Raw genomic sequence first — 18,435 nt, 5'->3', positions numbered from 1 at the left:
AAGAGAGAAGAACCATGAACGACACCGTCATGATCATCGCTGAGAGCAACGCCGCCGAAGGCAAGGCCGACCAGGTCCGCTCCCTCATCGAAAGCGTCGTCGAACGCACCCGCGCCGAAGACGGCTGCCTGCGCTACGAACTCCTGCGCGACCTGGACGACGACAGCCACATCATCCTCATCGAGGAATGGCGCGACCAGGCATCACTCGATGCCCACTTGGCCAGCGAACACCTCACCACCATGTTCCAGACGATGATGCCGCTCCTCGCCGGCGAAGGACACGGAACCCGGGTGGCCCGCATCGCGTGATCCAGCCGACGTCGGCGGACGCCCGGCCTCAGCTCAGAGGATGCTGTCTCCGAACCGGCGGCCGGGCTGTAGACCGGGGCTCGGTCCGCTCCGCCTACCTCGACGCCGGGATGCGTACGCAGCCAGGCGGCCCGGAAGTGAGCCAGAACCCAAACTGGTTCTGGATCACTTTCAGTGCTGAAGCCACGGAAAGTCACCACAACCGCGATCATGAACGGCCGTGGCTGATGTACTCCTCCAGGACCTGTGGTTCCACCGGGTTGAAGGTGTTGTGATCGAAGGCGTCGTGTCCGACGACGAGTTGGTGGTCGTGCGGGCCCGCACGGCTGCGGCACGGGCTGCGTGTCCGGCGTGTGGAACGGCGTCGGCCCGGGTGCACAGCCGGTATGTGCGCCGACTTGCCGACAGCGCGGTGGGCGGCCGTCCGGCACTGATCGAGTTACGGGTCCGGCGGTTCCGCTGCTCTCAACAGAGCTGCCTGCAGGCGACGTTCGCCGAGCAGGTCGACGGACTGACATTCCGGCACGGCAGACGCAGCGCCGGGCTGCAGACGGTGCTCGAGCGGGTTGCGGTGATGCTGGCCGGCCGGGCCGGTTCCCGCCTGGCCCACGCGCTGGCGGCCAAGGTAAGCCGCTCGACCCTGGTACGGCTGATCCGCCGCCTGCAGGACCCCGCCACCTCGACACCGCGGGTACTCGGAATCGACGACTTCGCGCTGCGCACGGGGCACAACTACGGCATCATCCTGCTCGACATCGAGACCCGTCAGCCGTCGACCTGCTGCCAGACCGCACCACTGCGACCGTGGCCCGGTGGCTCGCCGGGCATCCCGGCGTCGAGGTGATCTGCAGGGACCGTTCCAGCGCCTACGCCGAGGCCGTCGAGAAGACCGTCGTCCAGCACCGTGCCCTGCTCCGCGAGCCCCAGGACACCACCACTGCCGCGGCGGCCAAAGCCCTGGAAGAGCTGGGCCTCGGCTTGGCTCCCGCAGGGCCGCGGACCACCGGCCGCCTGTCCGACCGGGTTCGCGAACAGCACCAGGCCGTTCACGCTCTGCTCGAACAAGACATTGCGATGCGGGATCCGGCCGCCGCTCGGAAGGCCATCTCATAGGGCGGGCGACGGAGACGGTCGCAACGTCCCACGCTCCGCCTTCCCGGCGCGCGCCGGGTGCCCGTTGTCACTGTGCGCGCTCGATCTTTCCTTGCAACCCGGCGAGGGCGCGCCCGGCCGGCCTTCCAGCCGCAGCCCGGCTCGCTCTGCCGACAGAATCCGTATGGATCAGATACCAATGAACTTTCAGCATTGATTGAATCTTCCCTGTCCGTCATGCTGACGCCACCCATGAGGCGGGTGAACGTTCAGCGGTGCACTCGCCGAGCTGTCGCCGCACGCACGTATCTTCCTTCGCTGCCCTGCTGGCACCTGGCGGGGCGCGTTGACCTGCGTTCCCGCGTGGCGACAGTTCAAGTGAATCGAAGGGGAGGAAGCAGCGTGCTGTTAACTTCGTCGAAGACACGTATCGCCGTCGCTGCGGTGATCGCACTACTGCTCGGGGCAGTCTCGGCGCCTCGGGCCGACGCCGCGGGACAGGGGCAGGAAATCGCCTGGGCGCCGTGCGCGTCGGATGCGGCCTTCGAGTGTGGGACCTTCGAGGTCCCCCTCGACTACCGAGCTCTGGACGGCGGCCGGATCGACGTGGCCCTGATCCGCCGCCCGGCCGCGGACCCAGCGCGCCGCATCGGCTCACTCGTCTTCAATCCCGGTGGTCCGGGAGCGTCGGGTATCGACGCACTGATGTCCGCCTACTCGCTGTTCCCGGCTGAGACGAGAGCGCGGTTCGACATCGTCAGCTTCGACCCCCGAGGCACCGGGCGGAGTACGCCCCTGACATGCTTTGCCGATCCGGCCGAGGAAGCGGCCCTGCTCTCCCGAACGCCCGCGGGCTTCCCCGTGGGACCCGAGGAACGGCAGAAGTGGATCAGTGCCTATGCCCGATACGGCGAAGCGTGCGAGGAGCATGGCGGGCCGGTCATCAGCCACATGTCCACCGCGAACGTGGCCCGCGACATGGACCGCCTCCGCGGTGAGCTGGGGGAAGACCGCATCAGCTACTACGGCACGTCGTACGGCACGTATCTCGGCGCGACCTACGCCAACCTCTTCCCGTCCCGCGTACGGGTCATGGTCCTCGACGCCAACGTCCCTCCCTCGCAGTGGAACGACGAGCGGGCCGGCGCCACGCACGGCACGTTCCTCCGCTTGAACTCACACGCGGGGACGGAGGCGGCCTTGCGGCAGTTCCTCAACCGTTGCGGCCAGGCAGGCACCGGACGGTGCGCCTTCACTGCCGGGCGTCCCTCGGCCACGCTGGTGAAATACCGAACGCTGCTCGATCGGCTGCGTGCCGCCCCGGTCGACATCGGAGGCCAGACGTTCACCTACGCCTCCACCGTGACCACCGTCGGCTTCTCCCTCGCGCAACAGGATCCGGTACCTGGCGTGCCCGGCACCGGATGGAAGGGCCTGGCCGGTCTGCTTCAGACTCTGTGGGTGGCCACAACCTCCGGCGCCACCACGACGCTCGGGACGACGGACGGACCGCCGGCACCTGGGGGGTGGCCGACTCTGCTCGGCGCCGCGACCCCCGGAGCGCCCGCGGGAACCTACGGCGTCCTCTGCTCGGACAGCCCGAACCCCCGCAACCCACTGAGCTACCAGTACCAGGCCAGAGTTGCCGACCGGCTGGCACCCCACGGGTTCGGCTCGCTGTGGGCCTGGACGGCTGAGCCCTGCGCGCACTGGCCGGTGACCGACCGCGACCGCTACACCGGTCCGTTCGACAAGGAGACCGCGCCCCTGCTGCTCATCGGCAACACACTTGACCCGAACACCCCATACGCCAACTCACTGGCGATGTCGCGGGAACTGGCCAACGCCCGGCTGCTGACGGTCGACGGCAGCGGGCACACCGCGTTGCTGAACAAGAGCTCGTGCGCCGACGACTACATCGACGACTACCTCACCGGTAAGGCTCTGCCGCCTCCCGGCACCCGATGCGCACAAGATCAGCAGCCCTTCTGAGCTGAACAGAGAAGAGAGCACCAGCCGTCGGCACCCTTCTCGGTCAGACAGCCCGGAGCCTGGTCTCCCATCCGCTGGGCCGAGGCCGGCACCGGTCGTGTCCGGCCGGGTAGTCCGGACACGACCGATCACCCACGCTATCGACCTCCAGCCGGCGCACGGACCGAAGTGCACCAGAGTTGAGCTGGGCGACCGGTCCAACCGCAGGCAGGCAGGAAGGGCGGTGCCCAGGACGGAGCGCGCGTGCGCTATCGCGGTGTGCCGGGCACACGACGAGGCCGGAGGGGTGGGGCAGTGTCCGGCAGGTTCCGGCGGAAGGCGTCCGCCACGGTCAACACGATGTCGTTGGCCTGGCGTTCACCGATCGTGATGCGTACGCCCTCCTCGCCGTACGGGCGGATCGCCACCCCGGCTTGCTGGCACGCTGTGGTGAACGCGTCGGTGTGCCTGCCCAGGCGCAGCCAGACGAAGTTGGCCTGACTGTCCGGCACCGTCCAGCCCTGTCCCAGCAGATCAGCACGCACGCGCGTGCGTTCGGCGACGAGGTGCTCCACGCGCGCCTTGAGCTCGTCCGTGCGTTGCAGCGAGGCAATCGCGGCGTCGTGGGCGACGGTGGACACACCGAACGGGACGGCCGCTTTCCGCAGTGCGGTGGCGACTGGCTGGTGGGCGACAGCGTATCCGACCCGCAACCCGGCCAGACCGTAGGCTTTGGAGAAGGTCCGCAGCACGACGACGTTCGGCCGGTGCCGGTACAGCTGCACGGCGTCGGCACAGGCCGGATCCCGGACGAACTCCACGTAGGCCTCGTCGACGGCCACCAGCACGTCGGTGGGTACTCGGTCCAGGAATCGTTCGAGTTTGTCGCGGTGCAGTGCACGGCCGGTGGGATTGTTCGGCGTGCATACCAGGACCAGTCGGGTGCGGTGGGTGACGGCCTCGGCCATGGCGTCCAGGTCGTGCGCCTCGTCGGTGGTGAGGGGGACCTGGATCGGCCGTGCACCGGTGAGACGGGTGACGATGGGATAGGACTCGAAGGACCGCCAGGGGAGGACGACCTCGTCGCCTGGCTCGGTGGTGATCTGCAGGAGCTGCTGTAGCAGCCCGCTGGAACCGGTGCCCAGGGCTATGTGGGCGGCTGGGACGTTCAGTCGGGTGGCGAGTTCGTCGGTCAGGGCGCCGCACGCCATGTCCGGGTAGCGTTGCAGCCGTTCGGAAGCGGCTGCCACGGCTTGCAGCACGCCGGGCAGTGGTGGGAAGGGATTCTCGTTCGAGGAAAGCTTCCAGCCGGGCACGGCGCCGGAGGCGGCGGGGCGGCCGGGCGTGTAGGTGGGAACGTCGTCCAGTGCGGTGCGCAGCCTGGGTGACGGCCTTCGGGCCGGTGGGCTCTGTCGTTGGCCTGGCGCGTCAGTGCTCATGCCCAGGATCCGTTCTGTGCGATGGGTTGATGCGCCGTCCAACGTGTCCCCGGATCGCGGTCACAGGTCGGTGAGCAACGTGGCGGGCCGTTCGACGCAGTCGGCGATGTAACGCAGGAAGCCTCCGGCCGCGCCGCCGTCGCAGACGCGGTGGTCGAAGGTCAGCGACAGCTGAGTGACCTTGCGGACAGCCAGGGCTCCGTCCACTGCCCAGGGTTTGTCGATGATGCGGCCGACGCCCAGGAGAGCGGCTTCGGGGTGGTTGATGATGGGGGTGGACCCGTCAACGCCGAAGACGCCGTAGTTGTTGAGGGTGAACGTTCCGCCGGTGAGGGCGTCGGGGGGCAGGGCGCCCGTTCGTGCCAGGCCGGTCAGCCGGGCGAGTTCTGCGGCGATCTGTGCGGTGTTCATACGGTGTGCGTCACGCAGGACGGGGACGACCAGGCCGCGCTCGGTCTGCGCCGCGAAGCCGAGGTTGATGTGCGGGTAGCGGACGATCTCGCCGGCTGTGGTGTCGACACTGGAGTTCAGTTCGGGGAAGCGCTTCAGGCCGGCGACGCATATCCGGGCGAGTACGGCGAGCAGTCCGATTCCGAGGTCGGGGTGGGCTGCCCGCATCGTGTTCTTGGCTTCCAGCAGGCCGGTGGCGTCCACGTCGACCCAGGTGGTGGCGTCGGGGATTTCGGTGCGGCTGCGGGAGAGCTTGTCGGCCACCGCGCGTCGCAGTCCGCGCAGCGGGATCCGCTCGGCGTCGTCCGTGACCGCAGTGGTCGGCATGTCCTGGGAGGCGGGGCGAGCGAAGCGGGCGATGGCCTGCTCCACGTCGTGGCGCCGGGCCACGCCGTGCGGCCCGCTCGTCGGTAGCGTGGTGATGTCCAGTCCGTGGTCACGGGCCAGTTTGCGCACCAGTGGGGATATCGCCCGTGGCGCTTCTCCGGTCGCGGCCGACGCTTGCGGCAGGACGGGAGCTGCCTCCGCCGAGGGGCGAGCGTTGATGCGGCGGCGGCGACGGACCGTGGGACCATGGCCGGTGCCGTATCCGATGAGGACGCTGCCGGAGCCGCCCTGTTCCTCCTCGCGGTAGCGGGTCGCTGCCGGGTCCTCTGCCGCCGGGGCCGTGTCCGAACCGTCGTTCGCGGGCGCTGCGGGTTCGTGCGATTGCGGTGCTGCGACGGAGATGAGCGGAGCGCCCACGGGCAGTGAGGAGCCGGCGTCGGCGTGGAGTGTGAGCACGGTGCCGGCGTACGGAATGGGCACCTCGACGGCGGCCTTCGCCGTTTCGACCTCGACGACGATCTGGTCGACGGCGACGGTGTCGCCGACGGCCACCTTCCAGTCGGTGATCTCGGCGTCGGTCAGACCCTCCCCGAGATCGGGGAGACAGAAGACCTGCTCACGATCGATGCCGGTCACGATGCCTCCCGGGCCAGGTGGACGAGGTCGGGCTCGTCGTCGAACTGCAGGCGGTCCACCGCGTCCAGCACACGGTCCACGCCGGGTAGATGCGCGTGCTCGAGCTTGGGCGGGGGGTAGGGGATGTCGAACCCCGTGACCCGCAGCACGGGGGCGGCCAGCGAGTGGAAGCAGCGCTCCTGTACCCGGGCGGCGATCTCACTGCCGATTCCGGCGAAGCCCTGCGCCTCGTGGACGACGACGCAGCGGCCGGTGCGCCGCACCGACGCGGTGACGGTCTCGTCGTCGAAGGGGACCAGGGTCCGCAGATCGACGACCTCCAGACTGCGTCCCTCGCTCGCGGCGGTCTCGGCCGCCTCCAGGGCGACGGGCACGCTGGGGCCGTAGGCGACCAGCGTCGCGTCGGTTCCCTCTCGGCGCACGACAGCCCGGCCGAACGGCTGTGCCAGGCGGGCGGCGAGGTCGGTCTCCTGCTTGGCCCAGTACAGCCGCTTCGGCTCCATGAAGACCACGGGGTCGGGGTCGGCGATCGCGTCACGCAGCAGCCAGTAGGCGTCCTCCGCGGTGGCGGGTGTGACGACCTTCAGGCCGGGGGTGTGCGCGTAGTACGCCTCACTGGAATCGCAGTGGTGCTCCACACCGCCGATGCCGCCCGCATAGGGAATACGGATCACCATGGGCAGGGCGAGTTGCCCGCGGGTGCGGTTGCGCAACTTGGCCACGTGGGAGGCGATCTGCTCGAACGCGGGGTACGCGAAGGCGTCGAACTGCATTTCCACGACCGGCCTGAAACCGCCCATGGCCATACCGACGGCCAGGCCCACGATGCCGGCCTCGGCCAGCGGGGTGTCGAAACACCGCTCGTCGCCGAACTCCTCGGTCAGTTGGTCGGTGATGCGGAAGACACCGCCGAGGGGGCCGACGTCCTCACCGAAGACCAGCACCCGCTCGTCCTCGCGCAGCGCGTCCCTCAGGGCGGCGTTCAGTGCCTGCGCCATCGTTACCGCGGTCATGGTCAGTTCTCCTGGGCTTCGATCTCGGACACCAGCAGCGCGCGTTGTTCCCGTAGCTGGGAAGTGGGCGAGGCGAAAACGTGCGCGAACAGCTCAAGCGGGTCCGTGCTTACGTCGGCGTTCATCGCTTCGCGCAGGGCCGCGGCCGATGCCTCGGCCTCTTCCCGGACGGCCTCGACGTCCGTCTCGGTGATCACGCCCTGGTCGTGCAGGTAGGTCTCCAGGCGGGTCAGTGGGTCGGCAGCCTCCCACGTCTCGACCTCATCGGCCTGGCGGTAGCGGGTGGCGTCGTCCGCGTTCGTGTGTGCGTCCATCCGGTAGGTGTGCGCCTCCACCAGGAACGGGCCCTGCCCCGAACGGGCGTGTTCGACGGCCGCGCTCAGCACGGACAGCACCGCCAGCAGGTCGTTGCCGTCGACTTGCTCGGAGCGCATCCCGTACCCGATGCCCTTGTAGGCCAGCGCCGGCGCCGCACTCTGCCGGGCCAGCGGCACGGAGATGGCGTACTTGTTGTTCTGCACGAAGAACACCACCGGCGCGCGCAGTACGGCCGCGTAGTTCAGTGCCTCGTGGAAGTCGCCCTCGCTGGTTCCGCCGTCGCCGATGAACGCCATCGCCACGCCGTCCTCGCCCTTGCGGCGCAGGGCCTCGGCCATGCCGACGGCGTGGATGGTCTGAGTGGCCAGCGGAGTGCACTGCGGGGCCACCCGCACCGCGGCCGGGTCGTACCCGCAGTGCCACCCGCCCCGCAGCAGGGTGAGCACCTCCATCGGGTCCAGGCCACGCGCGACCAGGGCGACGGAATCGCGGTACGTGGGAAAGAGCCAGTCCTGCTCCTGGAGCGCGAGGACACCTGCGATCTGGCAGGCTTCCTGGCCGCGACTGGAGGGATAGACCGCGAGTCGGCCTTGCTTGGTCAGTGCGGTGGCCTGCGTGTCGAAGCGCCGCCCGATCACCATTCGGCGCCATGCCTCTCGCAGCAGTTCGTCCGGCGGGCGGGTGTAGCCGGCCGGGGGCTTCACGGCGGTGCCGTCCTCAGCCACGAAACGCACCGGGGAAAGGGACGGCAGCAGGCCGTCGACCACCTTGCGAAGAGCCCTCACGGACATCGTGACGCTCACTTTCTGGGGACATTGAGTACGTGAATACTCGCCCGTGCTACACATGTGTTCAAGCATTCGACCAAACCGGCGACATATTGCCGCCAAGTGCCTTCGAGAGGGGAGAAATGTCAACTGAAGAGGATCCCGGGATCGTCAGTGCCGGACGTTTTGCCGCCCACCTGGACCCGATCGACCGGGCGATCATCGCGGAGTTGCAGCGCGACGGCCGGATCTCCGTACGGGCCCTGGCCGACCAGGTCCACATCTCGCGCGCCAACGCCTACACGCGGATCTCCCGGATGGCCGACGACGGCCTGATCTCCGGCTTCACCGTGCGACTGGACCCGGCCAAAGCGGGCCTGGGCACCACCGCGTACGTCTCGGTGACCATCGACCAGACGGCCTGGCGCACCGTGTCCGCCAAGCTCAAGGAGATCCCGTTCGTCGAGCACTTCGCCCTGATGGGCGGCGACTACGACGTCCTGGTCCTGGTCCGCGCCCCAGACAACACCGCCCTGCGCCACGTCGTCCTGGAGCGCATCCAGGACATCCCGGGCGTGCGAGGAAGCCGCACCTGGCTGGTGTTCGAGGAAGCCCGGGGACGTGGCGCCCCGTGGGAGAGCGCAGGTGCACGGGACGGCGACGGCGCCTGACGCGGGCGGGCCGCGTGCGCACAGGACTCCGATTCCCGACGCACTCGCCCAGCTGCGAAACCTCACTGCCGCGCGCCTTGCCTCGACTACAGCAACGGCTGTCGCGCCCGGACCGTAACCGCGGCCACTTGCTGTGTGAGAGCCGTCCGGAGCTTGGTCCGCACCTGTGCGCCAGAACGTCGTCGGCACGCCCCGGAGCGATTCGCAGGCGCCGCCGTCATCACTTGTGTCCATCGACCGAACGTTCGGTTACGTGCGCCTGGCCGAGAATCCCGGGCTGCGCCACCGCCGAGCCAGAAGTGGAAGGCATGCCGGCACGCCCTACGGGGGCGGGGCCTCTTATGGGCGAGGGATGCGCTGAGGTCCGCGGAGGGCGCGTCCGGCCGACTGGAACTGCGTGTGCTTTCCCCGCCGCTCATCCATCCCGTGGGTCGGCGCCACCCGGTGCGGACCGGTGCCGGCCGGCCAACACTCTGACGCCCTCCCGTGACCGACCACGACCAAGGAGAACAGCGATGCCCGCCCGACGAGGTCTACCTGATCGAAGGAGCGCGCACCCCGCAGGGCCGCTACGGAGGCGTCCTGGCAACGGTGCGCCCCGACGACCTGGCCGCGCTGGTGGTCGGCGAGGCTGTGCGGCGCGCCGGCGTACCTGCCTAGGCCGTGGACGAAGTGATCCTGGGGGCGGCCAACCAGGCCGGCGAGGACAACCGCGATGTCGCCCGCATGGCGTCCCTGCTCGCAGGACTGCCGCACACCGTACCCGGCTACACCGTCAACCGGTTGTGCGCCTCGGGACTGACGGCCGTCGCCGCAGCGGCGCAGGCGATCCGCTCCGGCGAGGCGGATCTGGTCGTGGCGGGCGGCGTGTAGTCGATGACCCGCGCCCCCTGGGTGATGGCCAAGCCCGGTACCCCCTGGGCCAAGCCGGGCGAAGTGCACGACACCGCGCTGGGATGGCGGTTCACCAACCCGCGCTTCGCCGACCTCGACACTCTCTCCATGGGCGAGACGGCCGAGGAGGTCGCCGCCCTGGACGGCATTACCCGCGCCGACGCGGACGCCTACGCGCTGCGCAGCCACCAACGGGCCGTTACCGCCCAGCAGGCAGGACGCTTCGACCGCGAGATCGTCCAGGTACAGGTCACCGACCGCAAGGGACAGGCCGGCACCGTCGATACCGACGAGGCCCGCGGCCCTCCACCAGCACCGAGCAACTGGCCACGCTGCGCACGATCTTCCGCACCGATGGAATCGTCACGGCCGGCAACTCCTCGCCGCTGTCGGACGGTGCCGCCGCCCTGATGGTCGCCTCCGTCGGCGCTGTCGAGCGCTATGGGCTCACCCCACGGGCAAGGATCATCACCGGCCCCTCGGCCGGCGTCGAGCCGCACCTGATGGGCCTGGGTCCCGTCCCGGCCACCGAGAAGGCGCTGTCCCGGGCCGGCTGGCAGGCAAGCGGCCTGGACGCGGTGGAACTGAACGAAGCCTTCGCCACCCAGGCCCTGGCCGTGATACGACGCCTGGAACTGGACGAGGACATCGTCAACGCCGACGGCGGGGCGAGCGCCCTGGGCCCCCCTGGGCTGCTCCGGCGCGCGCATCCTGCTCACCCTGCTGGGCCGCCTGGAACGCGAAGACGCCCGCCGCGGTCGTGCCACCTTGTGCGTGGGCGTTGGACAGGGCGTGGCGATGCTCGTAGAGCGCGTCTGATCATCCGCACGGGGATGGTTGGATGCCGGCGTCATCGCCTGCGGCCGCAGCGGAGGCGGCGGCACAGCCCCATTCTTGACCCGACCAGCCTGTACCGGATGCATATTCCCTCGGCAGGCGACAGAGGCGGGGCCTCGCCAGGATCACCGAGGCCGGCTCCGCCGCTGGCCTACGGGCGATCACCAGATCGGTGGGGCCCGACACGGCCAGGCCCTCGACAACCGGTACCAGGCTGGTCAGGGAACCGGCCGCCGCTCTCACCCGGCCGTCGATACCGTGCCGCCTCCACGCTGATGGATTACCCGGCGAAGGCTGCGAGAGCCCACGTACGCGGCCATCGTGCGGGCCTCGGGGCGAAGCGAAGGGCGCGAAGGGCCTCCGGCTCGCCCTCCGCCAGCATGAGGGAGAGGCCGAGCGAGACGGACAGCCCCGGCCGCCCGGACAGCGGAGGCACCGGGACCGGGTGTGCCCGGCCCGTCAGCGGCGCCGGACGCGTGAGGGACGGGGAGCGCCGGCCGCGCCGTCACTCGAGTCATCCACCCGCACGACCGCCCAGGCCCGACGGCCAAGTGCGCTCTGGTGGTGACCGGTCGACAGCGCGAGCGCCCTGACGAGCTCAAGGCCGCGGCCGTGCTCATCAGGGGCGGTGTCCGCACGTCCGCCGCTGACCGTCATCGCGCCGGAGTCGACGACCGCGACATGGGCGAGGCCGCGACTAAGGGCGAGAGAGAGCGTCATGTCGCCGCGGCCGTGCAAAACCGCGTTGGTCGCCAGTTCGGCCACGACGAGGACGACGGAATCGCATGCCGAGGCCGCAATGCCCCAGTGGCGCAGCAGGCCGTCGGCCCATCTGCGCACAGAGCGCATCCGCGCGGGTTGTGCCGCCACGGCAAGGAGAGCTCGCTGAGGACTGGCCGGGAACCGTGGAATCGATCGAGAGACAGCCGGGGCTGTGACCAGCATGGCGTCCTCCGCGGGTGATGGTGCAGGTCGGTGGGACCGGGGCGCGGAGAGTACGCAGGCACTCGCCCCGGCACGGTTTACGGACACCTTCAATCTGACGGATCCAATATTTTCAGTCAAGGCTGAAAATTCATTTTTACGTGAGAATCGCTGTTGCGGGCCGGTTCCGCCTGCTTCGCGGATCCGGTCCGGCGACACGGTAGGTGCCGATGCCGGACCGGTGCCCAACCTCGTGGTCGCTGTGGTGGATCAGCTGGCGCGCAGAGGCTTGCCCGCCGTCTCGGCGGTGACCCAGGCTGCCCCGAAGCTGATCAGCGCCGTGGCGATGAAGAACCACGCGGGGGCGAGCTGGTTGCCGGTGGCGCCGAGCAGAGCGGTCAGGGCGAGAGGCGTCATGCCGCCGAAGACGGATGTGGCGACACCGTAGCCCACGGACAGTCCGCTGTAGCGCAGGGCTGTGGGGAACGCCTCGGCTATCGCCGCCGACATCGGTCCTGCGTAGGCGCCTACGACGAAGCCGATCACGAGATGGGCTGCCAGGTAGGCGGCTGAGTCTCCGTGCAGCAACAGGAACGCGGGGTACATCAGCACGGTTGCGATCATCGACATGGCCAGCAGGCAGGGACGGCGGCCGATCCGGTCGGACACGGCGGCGCTGACGGGTACGGAGGCGGTCGCGGCCAGCAGCGCCGCCAGCGCGGCGCCGAAGGATGTGCCGGGTGACACCTCCAGAATGGTCTGGGAGTAGGTCGGGAGGTAGAGCAGCAGGTAGGCGCCGCTGGTTCCGTAGACCACGAGGCCGACCACCTTGAGCAGGTCCCGGCCGTGGCCGCGGAGCAGGGCGGCCAGCGGAGCGGAGTGGACCTCTCCGCTGGTGCTCGCGGCGATGAAGACCGCCGGGTCCTCCAGCTTGCGTCGCATGTAGAGCCCGACGGCGCCCAGGGGCAGAGCGAGGAGGAACGGCAGCCGCCAGCCCCATGAGGCGAGCTGGTCCGCGGTGAGCGACCGGGAGAGCAGCGTCCCGGTCAGCAGGCCGACCGCGACGGCGAACAGCTGCGTCCAGATGGCGATGCTCGCGTAGAGCCCGCGACGTTCCGGTGGTGCCGTCTCCAGCACGTAGGACGCCGCGCCTCCGTATTCACCGCCGGCGGCGAAGCCTTGGAAGACGCGAAGCATCACGAGGCACACCGGCGCGATCGCTCCGGCGGTCGCGTGGGAAGGCAGGAGCCCGATGAGTGCGGTCGATACGGACATCAGCAGGATGACGGTGGACAGCGTCCGGCTGCGTCCCATGCGGTCCCCGAGGTGTCCGAACAGCAGCGCACCCGCGGGACGCGCGACGATCGCGACGCCGAACACGGCGAACGTCGTCAGCAGACTGGTCAGTTCGTTGTCGGAGGGGAAGAAGACCGTGGCGATGATGCTGGCGAAGATGGCGTACAGGGCGAAGTCGAACCATTCGACGAAGTTGCCGATGGCGACCGCGACGATGGTCCGGCGGGGCAACGACGCCTTGCTGACAGGTGACACGGATGACTGCGAATCGGCCATGGGTTGTGGCTTCCTCAGGGGTGAGAGCCGGTCGGGGCGGACCGGCCGTGAATGGGGCGTTCCGGCGGCGAAGGAGCCGGCGTGCGGGGTCGGACGCGTGACGCGTCAGGGTCTCCGGCAGGGCTGTGCGCGGGCGAGCGGGTACGGGGCAGCGCGTGAGTGTCCGGCGATGAGAAGTGCATCGAAGCGGTCGGCTGGAGCCGATTGCAGCATTGCCGCTACATACCGATGTCCGGCGTCGGCCGAGAACGCGGTGTGCCGTGCGACCGTGCCCTTGCCCAAGGCTCGTCCGCCCGGTGCGGATGGTTCGTAGAAGGACGATGAACCATCCGCATTTCTCAGTCAATACTGAAAGTTCATTTTTTGCTGGAATTGCAGCCGGGTTATGGTCCGGGCATCGCCGAGTGGCGTTACTCAGGTAGGGGGTGCCGTCTCCCTGAAGTGGGCGGCCAGTTCGGTACGTGAGCGGACACCGAGCTTCGCGTACAGGCGAGTCAGGTGATATTGAACGGTCTTCACCGAAATGTACAGCTCTGCTGCTGTCTGGCTGTTGGTCGCGCCTGAAGCGACGAGTTGGGCGACTGCCTGTTCCTGCGGGGTCAGTTGGGCGGCGGCGCTGGGTGCGGCGCGTCCGGCCAGGAGGCCGCCTGCCTTGACTTCTCTGTCGCAGCGGTCGACGTAGGTGCGGGCGCCGAGGGCGTGGTAAGCGTCGCGGGCGTTGCGTAGGACCGCATCGGCGTCGCGTCGCTTGCCGGCGCGGCGCAGGGACTGGCCGTAGGCGAAGTTCACCCGCGCGCGGTCGTAGGGAAGTGGCAGTTGGTGCAGGTGGGCAAGGGATATCTCGAAGGACTGACGGGCCGCTTCGATGTCCCCGCGTGCCGCACTGAGGCGTCCGCGGGCCAGGCCGAGACGTGCGCGCGTGGAGCGGTGGTTGCGGCGCAGGGCCAGTTCCTCGTGGGGGGCGAGGAAGGTGTCCGCTTCCTCGAGGTCACCCGTCATGACGAGGGCGTTGGCGTAGACGTCCGCCCAGGGCCAGAATCCCGGCTCGTCGATCGATGCCCGGGTCGGCAGTTCGAGGATGGGGGTCAGTGCTTCGATGACGCCTCTGTAGTCTCCGCGTGCCTCGTTCACCTGCGCGCGGGCCAGGCAGGCCGGTACCAGCATGACCTCGTAGTGGTTGATGGCCGCGGCGGCCTGCCTGCAGTGCTCTTCGGCCGTTTCCCAGTCACCGCGCAGCGCGTGGATCTGCGCGCCGGTCCAGTGGATCAGCGGTCGTACGAGCTCGATGCGCACGTCGTCGAGCCGGGCGGCGGCGTGCTGCACCGTCTCGATGGCCTCGGTCCAGGCGCCCAGCGCGAACTGGGTCCGGGCCAGCCAGCCCTGGGCCCACAGGGAGATCCTCGTCGAGCCCATGCGGTAGCCGGTGGGTACGGCGGTCTCCAGTCGTCGGCGCGCCGCTTCGGGTGCGTCCTGGGCGAGATCCACCCAGCCCCGGCCGAGCTGGAACCGCTGGGGCTGGGCGCCCTGTGGCAGTTCGGACTCGGCTGCCGCGTACGCCTCGACGGCCTCCTGCGGCCGGCCCATGGCGGCCAGTCCCAGGCCCAGGATGGCCTTCGACTCCACGACCGACGGGTCGGAAGGATCGGCGAGCTCCACGGCTCGCCGGGCCCAGGTCACCAACTGCGGGCCGTCCCAGCGGCCGAGGGCGTGCAGGACCCGGCGCTGACAGATCCGTGCCGTCAGGTCCGGTCTGGGCTGCGTCCCGGCTTGTTCCTCGGCTTGGTTCAGGTGGGTTTCGGCTTCTGCGGGCCGACCGCGCATGATGGCCAGGTAGCCGAGTACGACGTCTCGCAGGGTGCCGGGTGGCAGGCTCTCCAGTTCCGCGGCGAAGGCGGCGGCCTGGGGCACGTCGCCGGCGCCGATCATCGCGTCGACGGCGCGCAGGAGACGGTCCTCGCGAGCTGCGCGCTGCGGACTGAGACGGCTGGCCCGCACGAGTACGTCGGCCACAGTGGACCACTCGCCCGCAGCGGCACGGCCGGCTGCGTACTGGTCCAGTTCTTCGGCCAGGTCTGCGTCGACGGTGGCAGCCGCCTCCGACCGGTGGTCCAGGCGGCGACCCGTGTCGCCGCTGAGGGCGGCCGCCCTGCGGTGCAGTGTCGCACGCCGGGCCAGGCTCATGCCCGTGAGGACCGCGGCGCGGACCAGAGGATGTACGAAGCTCAGTCGTAGGTGTCCGGGGTCGACGGTGACGACCAGTAGACCGGATTCCCGGGCGACGTCGAGAGCCGGCATCGGGTCGTCCAGGTCGGCGAGGGCGGCCGCCTGGTCGAGCAGCGCCTGCGCACCGAGCACGGAGCATGCCTCTGCCAGCAAGCGGACGGTCGGCTCGCACTCTTCCAGCCAGTGGCGCACGGCCGCCGTGTAGCGGGCCGGGGCCGGGAGGTCCGGGCACCATTCGTGCCAGGTGCGGTCGGGCAGCTCGTGTAGCAGCGCGAGGATGTGACGGGGATTTCCCCGGGTGTGCCGCGCCAGCCTGCGTGCCGTCGGCAGATCCAGGGTCAGCCCGCACGTCTCGCGGGCGAGCGCCCGGACCTCGTCCGGGCCGAGAGGGCCGGGACGGACGGCGTCGTCGTGGAGGGCGTCCAGGAACTCCAGCGTTCGCAGGACAGGGGCGGGCACCAGTGACGTGCCCGGCACGTCCTCGGGCTGCTTCCGCGCGATCAGGAGCACGAGGATCTTCTCGTCCGTCATCCTGCGCACCGCCGATCTCATCGCGCGCAGGCTGTCGACATCGGCCCAGTGGGCGTCCTCGACCACCACGACGAGCGTGTGCTCCCGTTGCAGCGCGGTCCACTGCTCGTGCAGGCGCCGGCCGGTGTCGAGGACGGCCTGCGCGGGCGCGGGTCCGGACAGCCGGCTCGGGGCGAGGTCGCCGGTGCGCAGGAGCTGCGCGGCGACACCGAAGGGCAGTGCGCTCTCCCAGGCCACTCCGGCGACTCGCCGCACCGACCGGGACACCTGGGCGCACGCGGTGGCCACGACGTGCCCGACCAGGGCGGTCTTGCCGATGCCCGCCTCGCCGACGACGAGGAGCATGGCGGGGTGTCCGGAATCCGCGGCATGGAGGGCCCGGGTCAGTGCGGCGGCCTCGCCGCCCCGCCCGGCCAGGTCACGCCGCGGCGTGGGACTGTCCGTCATGAGGCGGAACGCTAGCAGCGCCGTTCACCGGCTCGCGGGCCGGTGAACGGTGGACACGGCAGGTCCCGCGGTTCGGCCGGTGAGCAGTCGTCATCGCCGGCCCTCACGGTCAGGGGTGGTCAGCGTCGTTCCTCTCACCAGGATGTCGCCGTGCGCTCCGCACGTCTCAGCCCTGGTCGCCGCCGGCCACGGGCAGCACGGTGCCGGTGATGTAGGAGGCTTCGTCGGAGGCCAGGAAGCAGATCGTGGCGGCTTGCTCATCGAGTGTTCCGTAGCGTTTCATCAGGGTGGATGCGAGGGTCTGGTCGATGTGGGCCTGGAACCAGTCGCTTTCCCGTGCGGACCGCGGCGCCGGCGTGCCGCGGGGGATGCGGCGTGGGGGCGCCTCGGTACCGCCGGGGGCGGTGGCAACCACGCGGACGCCGGCGTCGGCGTACTCGAGGGCGAGGGAGGCGGTGAGCGCGTTGATGCCGCCTTTGGCGGCGGAGTAGGGGATGCGGTGGATGCCGCGGGTCGCCGTCGAGGACACGTTGACGATCACGCCGTGCCCCTGCGCGGTCATGGCGGGCAGTACTGCGCGACAGGACCACAGGGTCGTCAGCAAGGAGCGAGTGACCTCCGCCTGGATCTCCTGGGCGGAGAATGCGGTGAACGGCTTGAAGTTGATCGCGCCGCCGACGTTGTTGACCAGGACGTCGATCCGGCCGTGGTGCTCCAGAGCGGCGGAGACCGCCTCCTCCGCTCCCGCCCATGCCTCCAGGTCAACGGTCACGGAGTGCGCGCCGAGCGCGGCGGCGGCCTCGTGCACCAGCTCGGAGCGGTCCACAAGGGTCAGCTGGGCGGCCTCGGCGGCCAGGCGGCGGGCGACAGCCAGGCCGATGCCCTGCGCCGCGCCCGTGACGACGGCCTTCTTCCCGGCGAAACGGTCCATGTGTACACCGACGGCACTCATCGTGCCGCTCCGGCCGTCGCCAGGACCGCTCCGGGCGTGAACTTCTCGAAGTGGAAAGCTGACGGTGTCACCCCGAGCGAGGTGACGTGCCCGCGTACCGCCTCGACCATGGGCGGCGGCCCGCACAGATAGACCTCCACGTCGCCCCCGTGCAGGGTTCCCGCGTCGATCAGACTCGTGACGTAGCCCTTGTGACGCGCGGAGCTGGCCTCATCGGCAACGCAGTGCTCGAAGGAGAACGACGGCAGAACGTCGGCGTAGTCGTCCAGGGTGGCGAGGTGCACGAGATCCTGGTCGCTGCTGACTCCGTACAGCAGGTGGACCGGATGAGCGGCCGGGGACTGCGTCATGGTCTCGAGCATCGACAGCAGCGGTGCCAGTCCCGTACCGCCCGCCAGGAGCAGCGCGGGGCGGGTGACGTCCCGCAGATAGAAGCTGCCCATCGGGCCGGTGAACTCGATACGGTCACCGACTCGCGCGTGCTCCGCGAGGTAGCCGGACATGGCGCCGCCCTCGGTGAGGCGTACGAGAAAGGAGACCTCCTTCTGGCGGGGGCCGGAGCTGAAGGAGTAGGACCGGCTCTGGTCGGTGCCGGGGACGGTGACGTTCACGTATTGGCCGGGCAGGAAGTCCAGCGCCTTGCGGTCGTCGACGTCGAGGGAGAACTCCACGGTGCTGCTGGAGTGACGCCGGATCTCGCAGAGAGTGGCCGTGTGCGTGGCCGGTGCGGTCTTCGCGGCGGCCGAGGTCGAGGGAATGCGCAGCACGAGGTCGCTGTGCGGGGTCATCTGGCAGGGCAGGCAGTGACCGGCCGCGGCCTCGTCCTCGGTCAGCGCCTCGTCGATGTAGTCGCCGCCGTCGAAGCTGCCGGACTCGCACAGCGACTTGCAGGTGCCGCAGGCGCCGTCGCGGCAGTCGAGGGGGATGTTGATGCGGGCCCTGTACGAGGCTTCGGCGACGGTCTCGTGCGGCCCGCACTCGATGAACCGGGTGACGCCGTCCTCGAAGTTCAGGGCGACCTGGAAGGACATGCTGGTGCTCGTTTCGTGACGTGGGCTGC

15 protein-coding genes and 1 pseudogene are annotated in these 18,435 nt (G+C 69.8%); 7 read left to right on the top strand and 9 right to left on the bottom strand.

Features of this window, described 5'->3' with window-relative positions; translation table 11 throughout:
- Window positions 1–14 precede the first annotated feature (14 nt).
- From ACFCZF_RS33945 to ACFCZF_RS33930, 4 genes are all read left to right on the top strand, one after another.
- Window positions 15–311 carry a putative quinol monooxygenase gene (locus ACFCZF_RS33945; RefSeq protein ID WP_376674903.1) on the top strand — a complete coding sequence of 99 codons (297 nt, stop codon included), beginning with the start codon at window positions 15–17 and terminating at the stop codon, window positions 309–311.
- Window positions 312–531: 220 nt separating this feature from the next.
- On the top strand, window positions 532–1,155 hold the full coding sequence (locus ACFCZF_RS33940) for a transposase family protein (protein ID WP_376674902.1): 624 nt from the start codon (window positions 532–534) through the stop codon (window positions 1,153–1,155).
- Complete coding sequence (locus tag ACFCZF_RS33935; protein WP_376674901.1) at window positions 1,116–1,424, top strand: hypothetical protein; 309 nt, start codon at window positions 1,116–1,118, stop codon at window positions 1,422–1,424. Before ACFCZF_RS33940 ends, ACFCZF_RS33935 begins: the two co-directional genes overlap by 40 nt.
- 342 nt (window positions 1,425–1,766) lie before the next feature.
- A complete protein-coding gene (locus ACFCZF_RS33930; protein ID WP_376674900.1) occupies window positions 1,767–3,395 on the top strand; it encodes an alpha/beta hydrolase in 1,629 nt (542 codons plus the stop codon).
- Window positions 3,396–3,643: 248 nt separating this feature from the next.
- Here ACFCZF_RS33930 and hisC read toward each other — a convergent pair whose 3' ends face one another.
- From hisC to pdhA, 4 genes are read right to left on the bottom strand one after another with little or no spacing between them, the layout of a single operon-like run.
- Window positions 3,644–4,813, bottom strand: a complete 1,170-nt coding sequence (hisC, locus tag ACFCZF_RS33925) for a histidinol-phosphate transaminase (protein WP_376674899.1) — start codon at window positions 4,811–4,813, stop codon at window positions 3,644–3,646.
- A gap of 60 nt (window positions 4,814–4,873) precedes the next feature.
- Window positions 4,874–6,229, bottom strand: a complete 1,356-nt coding sequence (locus tag ACFCZF_RS33920) for a dihydrolipoamide acetyltransferase family protein (protein ID WP_376674918.1) — start codon at window positions 6,227–6,229, stop codon at window positions 4,874–4,876.
- Window positions 6,223–7,239: an alpha-ketoacid dehydrogenase subunit beta gene (locus ACFCZF_RS33915; protein WP_376674898.1), complete on the bottom strand. Its 1,017-nt coding sequence runs from the start codon at window positions 7,237–7,239 to the stop codon at window positions 6,223–6,225. Before ACFCZF_RS33915 ends, ACFCZF_RS33920 begins: the two co-directional genes overlap by 7 nt.
- A gap of 2 nt (window positions 7,240–7,241) precedes the next feature.
- Complete coding sequence (pdhA, locus tag ACFCZF_RS33910; RefSeq protein WP_376674897.1) at window positions 7,242–8,348, bottom strand: pyruvate dehydrogenase (acetyl-transferring) E1 component subunit alpha; 1,107 nt, start codon at window positions 8,346–8,348, stop codon at window positions 7,242–7,244.
- A 119-nt stretch (window positions 8,349–8,467) separates the two neighbouring features.
- On the opposite strand from pdhA, the gene ACFCZF_RS33905 reads away from it, so the two are divergent.
- The 3 genes and pseudogenes from ACFCZF_RS33905 to ACFCZF_RS33895 all read left to right on the top strand — a co-directional run bounded on the left by ACFCZF_RS33905 (window position 8,468) and on the right by ACFCZF_RS33895 (window position 10,708).
- Window positions 8,468–8,995, top strand: coding sequence for an Lrp/AsnC family transcriptional regulator (locus ACFCZF_RS33905; RefSeq protein WP_376674896.1), 528 nt, complete (start codon window positions 8,468–8,470; stop codon window positions 8,993–8,995).
- A 486-nt stretch (window positions 8,996–9,481) separates the two neighbouring features.
- Window positions 9,482–9,655 carry a hypothetical protein gene (locus ACFCZF_RS33900; protein ID WP_376674895.1) on the top strand — a complete coding sequence of 58 codons (174 nt, stop codon included), beginning with the start codon at window positions 9,482–9,484 and terminating at the stop codon, window positions 9,653–9,655.
- 3 nt (window positions 9,656–9,658) lie between these two features.
- Window positions 9,659–10,708: pseudogene (locus ACFCZF_RS33895) on the top strand (acetyl-CoA C-acyltransferase).
- A 477-nt stretch (window positions 10,709–11,185) separates the two neighbouring features.
- On the opposite strand, the gene ACFCZF_RS33890 reads toward ACFCZF_RS33895, so the two are convergent.
- From ACFCZF_RS33890 to benC, 5 genes are all read right to left on the bottom strand, one after another.
- Window positions 11,186–11,671: an ATP-binding protein gene (locus ACFCZF_RS33890; RefSeq protein WP_376674894.1), complete on the bottom strand. Its 486-nt coding sequence runs from the start codon at window positions 11,669–11,671 to the stop codon at window positions 11,186–11,188.
- Window positions 11,672–11,920: 249 nt separating this feature from the next.
- Window positions 11,921–13,222 (bottom strand): MFS transporter, encoded by a 1,302-nt coding sequence (locus tag ACFCZF_RS33885; RefSeq protein WP_376674893.1) that lies wholly within the window; start codon window positions 13,220–13,222, stop codon window positions 11,921–11,923.
- A 414-nt stretch (window positions 13,223–13,636) separates the two neighbouring features.
- Window positions 13,637–16,423: an AAA family ATPase gene (locus tag ACFCZF_RS33880; RefSeq protein ID WP_376674892.1), complete on the bottom strand. Its 2,787-nt coding sequence runs from the start codon at window positions 16,421–16,423 to the stop codon at window positions 13,637–13,639.
- 166 nt (window positions 16,424–16,589) lie between these two features.
- The gene (gene benD, locus ACFCZF_RS33875; protein ID WP_376674891.1) at window positions 16,590–17,375 is read right to left on the bottom strand and encodes a benzoate diol dehydrogenase BenD; all 786 of its coding nucleotides are present in this window, start codon (window positions 17,373–17,375) and stop codon (window positions 16,590–16,592) included.
- Window positions 17,372–18,406, bottom strand: coding sequence for a benzoate 1,2-dioxygenase electron transfer component BenC (gene benC / locus ACFCZF_RS33870; protein WP_376674890.1), 1,035 nt, complete (start codon window positions 18,404–18,406; stop codon window positions 17,372–17,374). Before benC ends, benD begins: the two co-directional genes overlap by 4 nt.
- Window positions 18,407–18,435: the final 29 nt, after the last annotated feature.

It is taken from the genome of Streptomyces sp. NPDC056296 (genome assembly GCF_042268605.1).
GTDB lineage: Bacteria > Actinomycetota > Actinomycetes > Streptomycetales > Streptomycetaceae > Streptomyces.
This window is presented reverse-complemented; position numbering and strand designations above follow the sequence as displayed.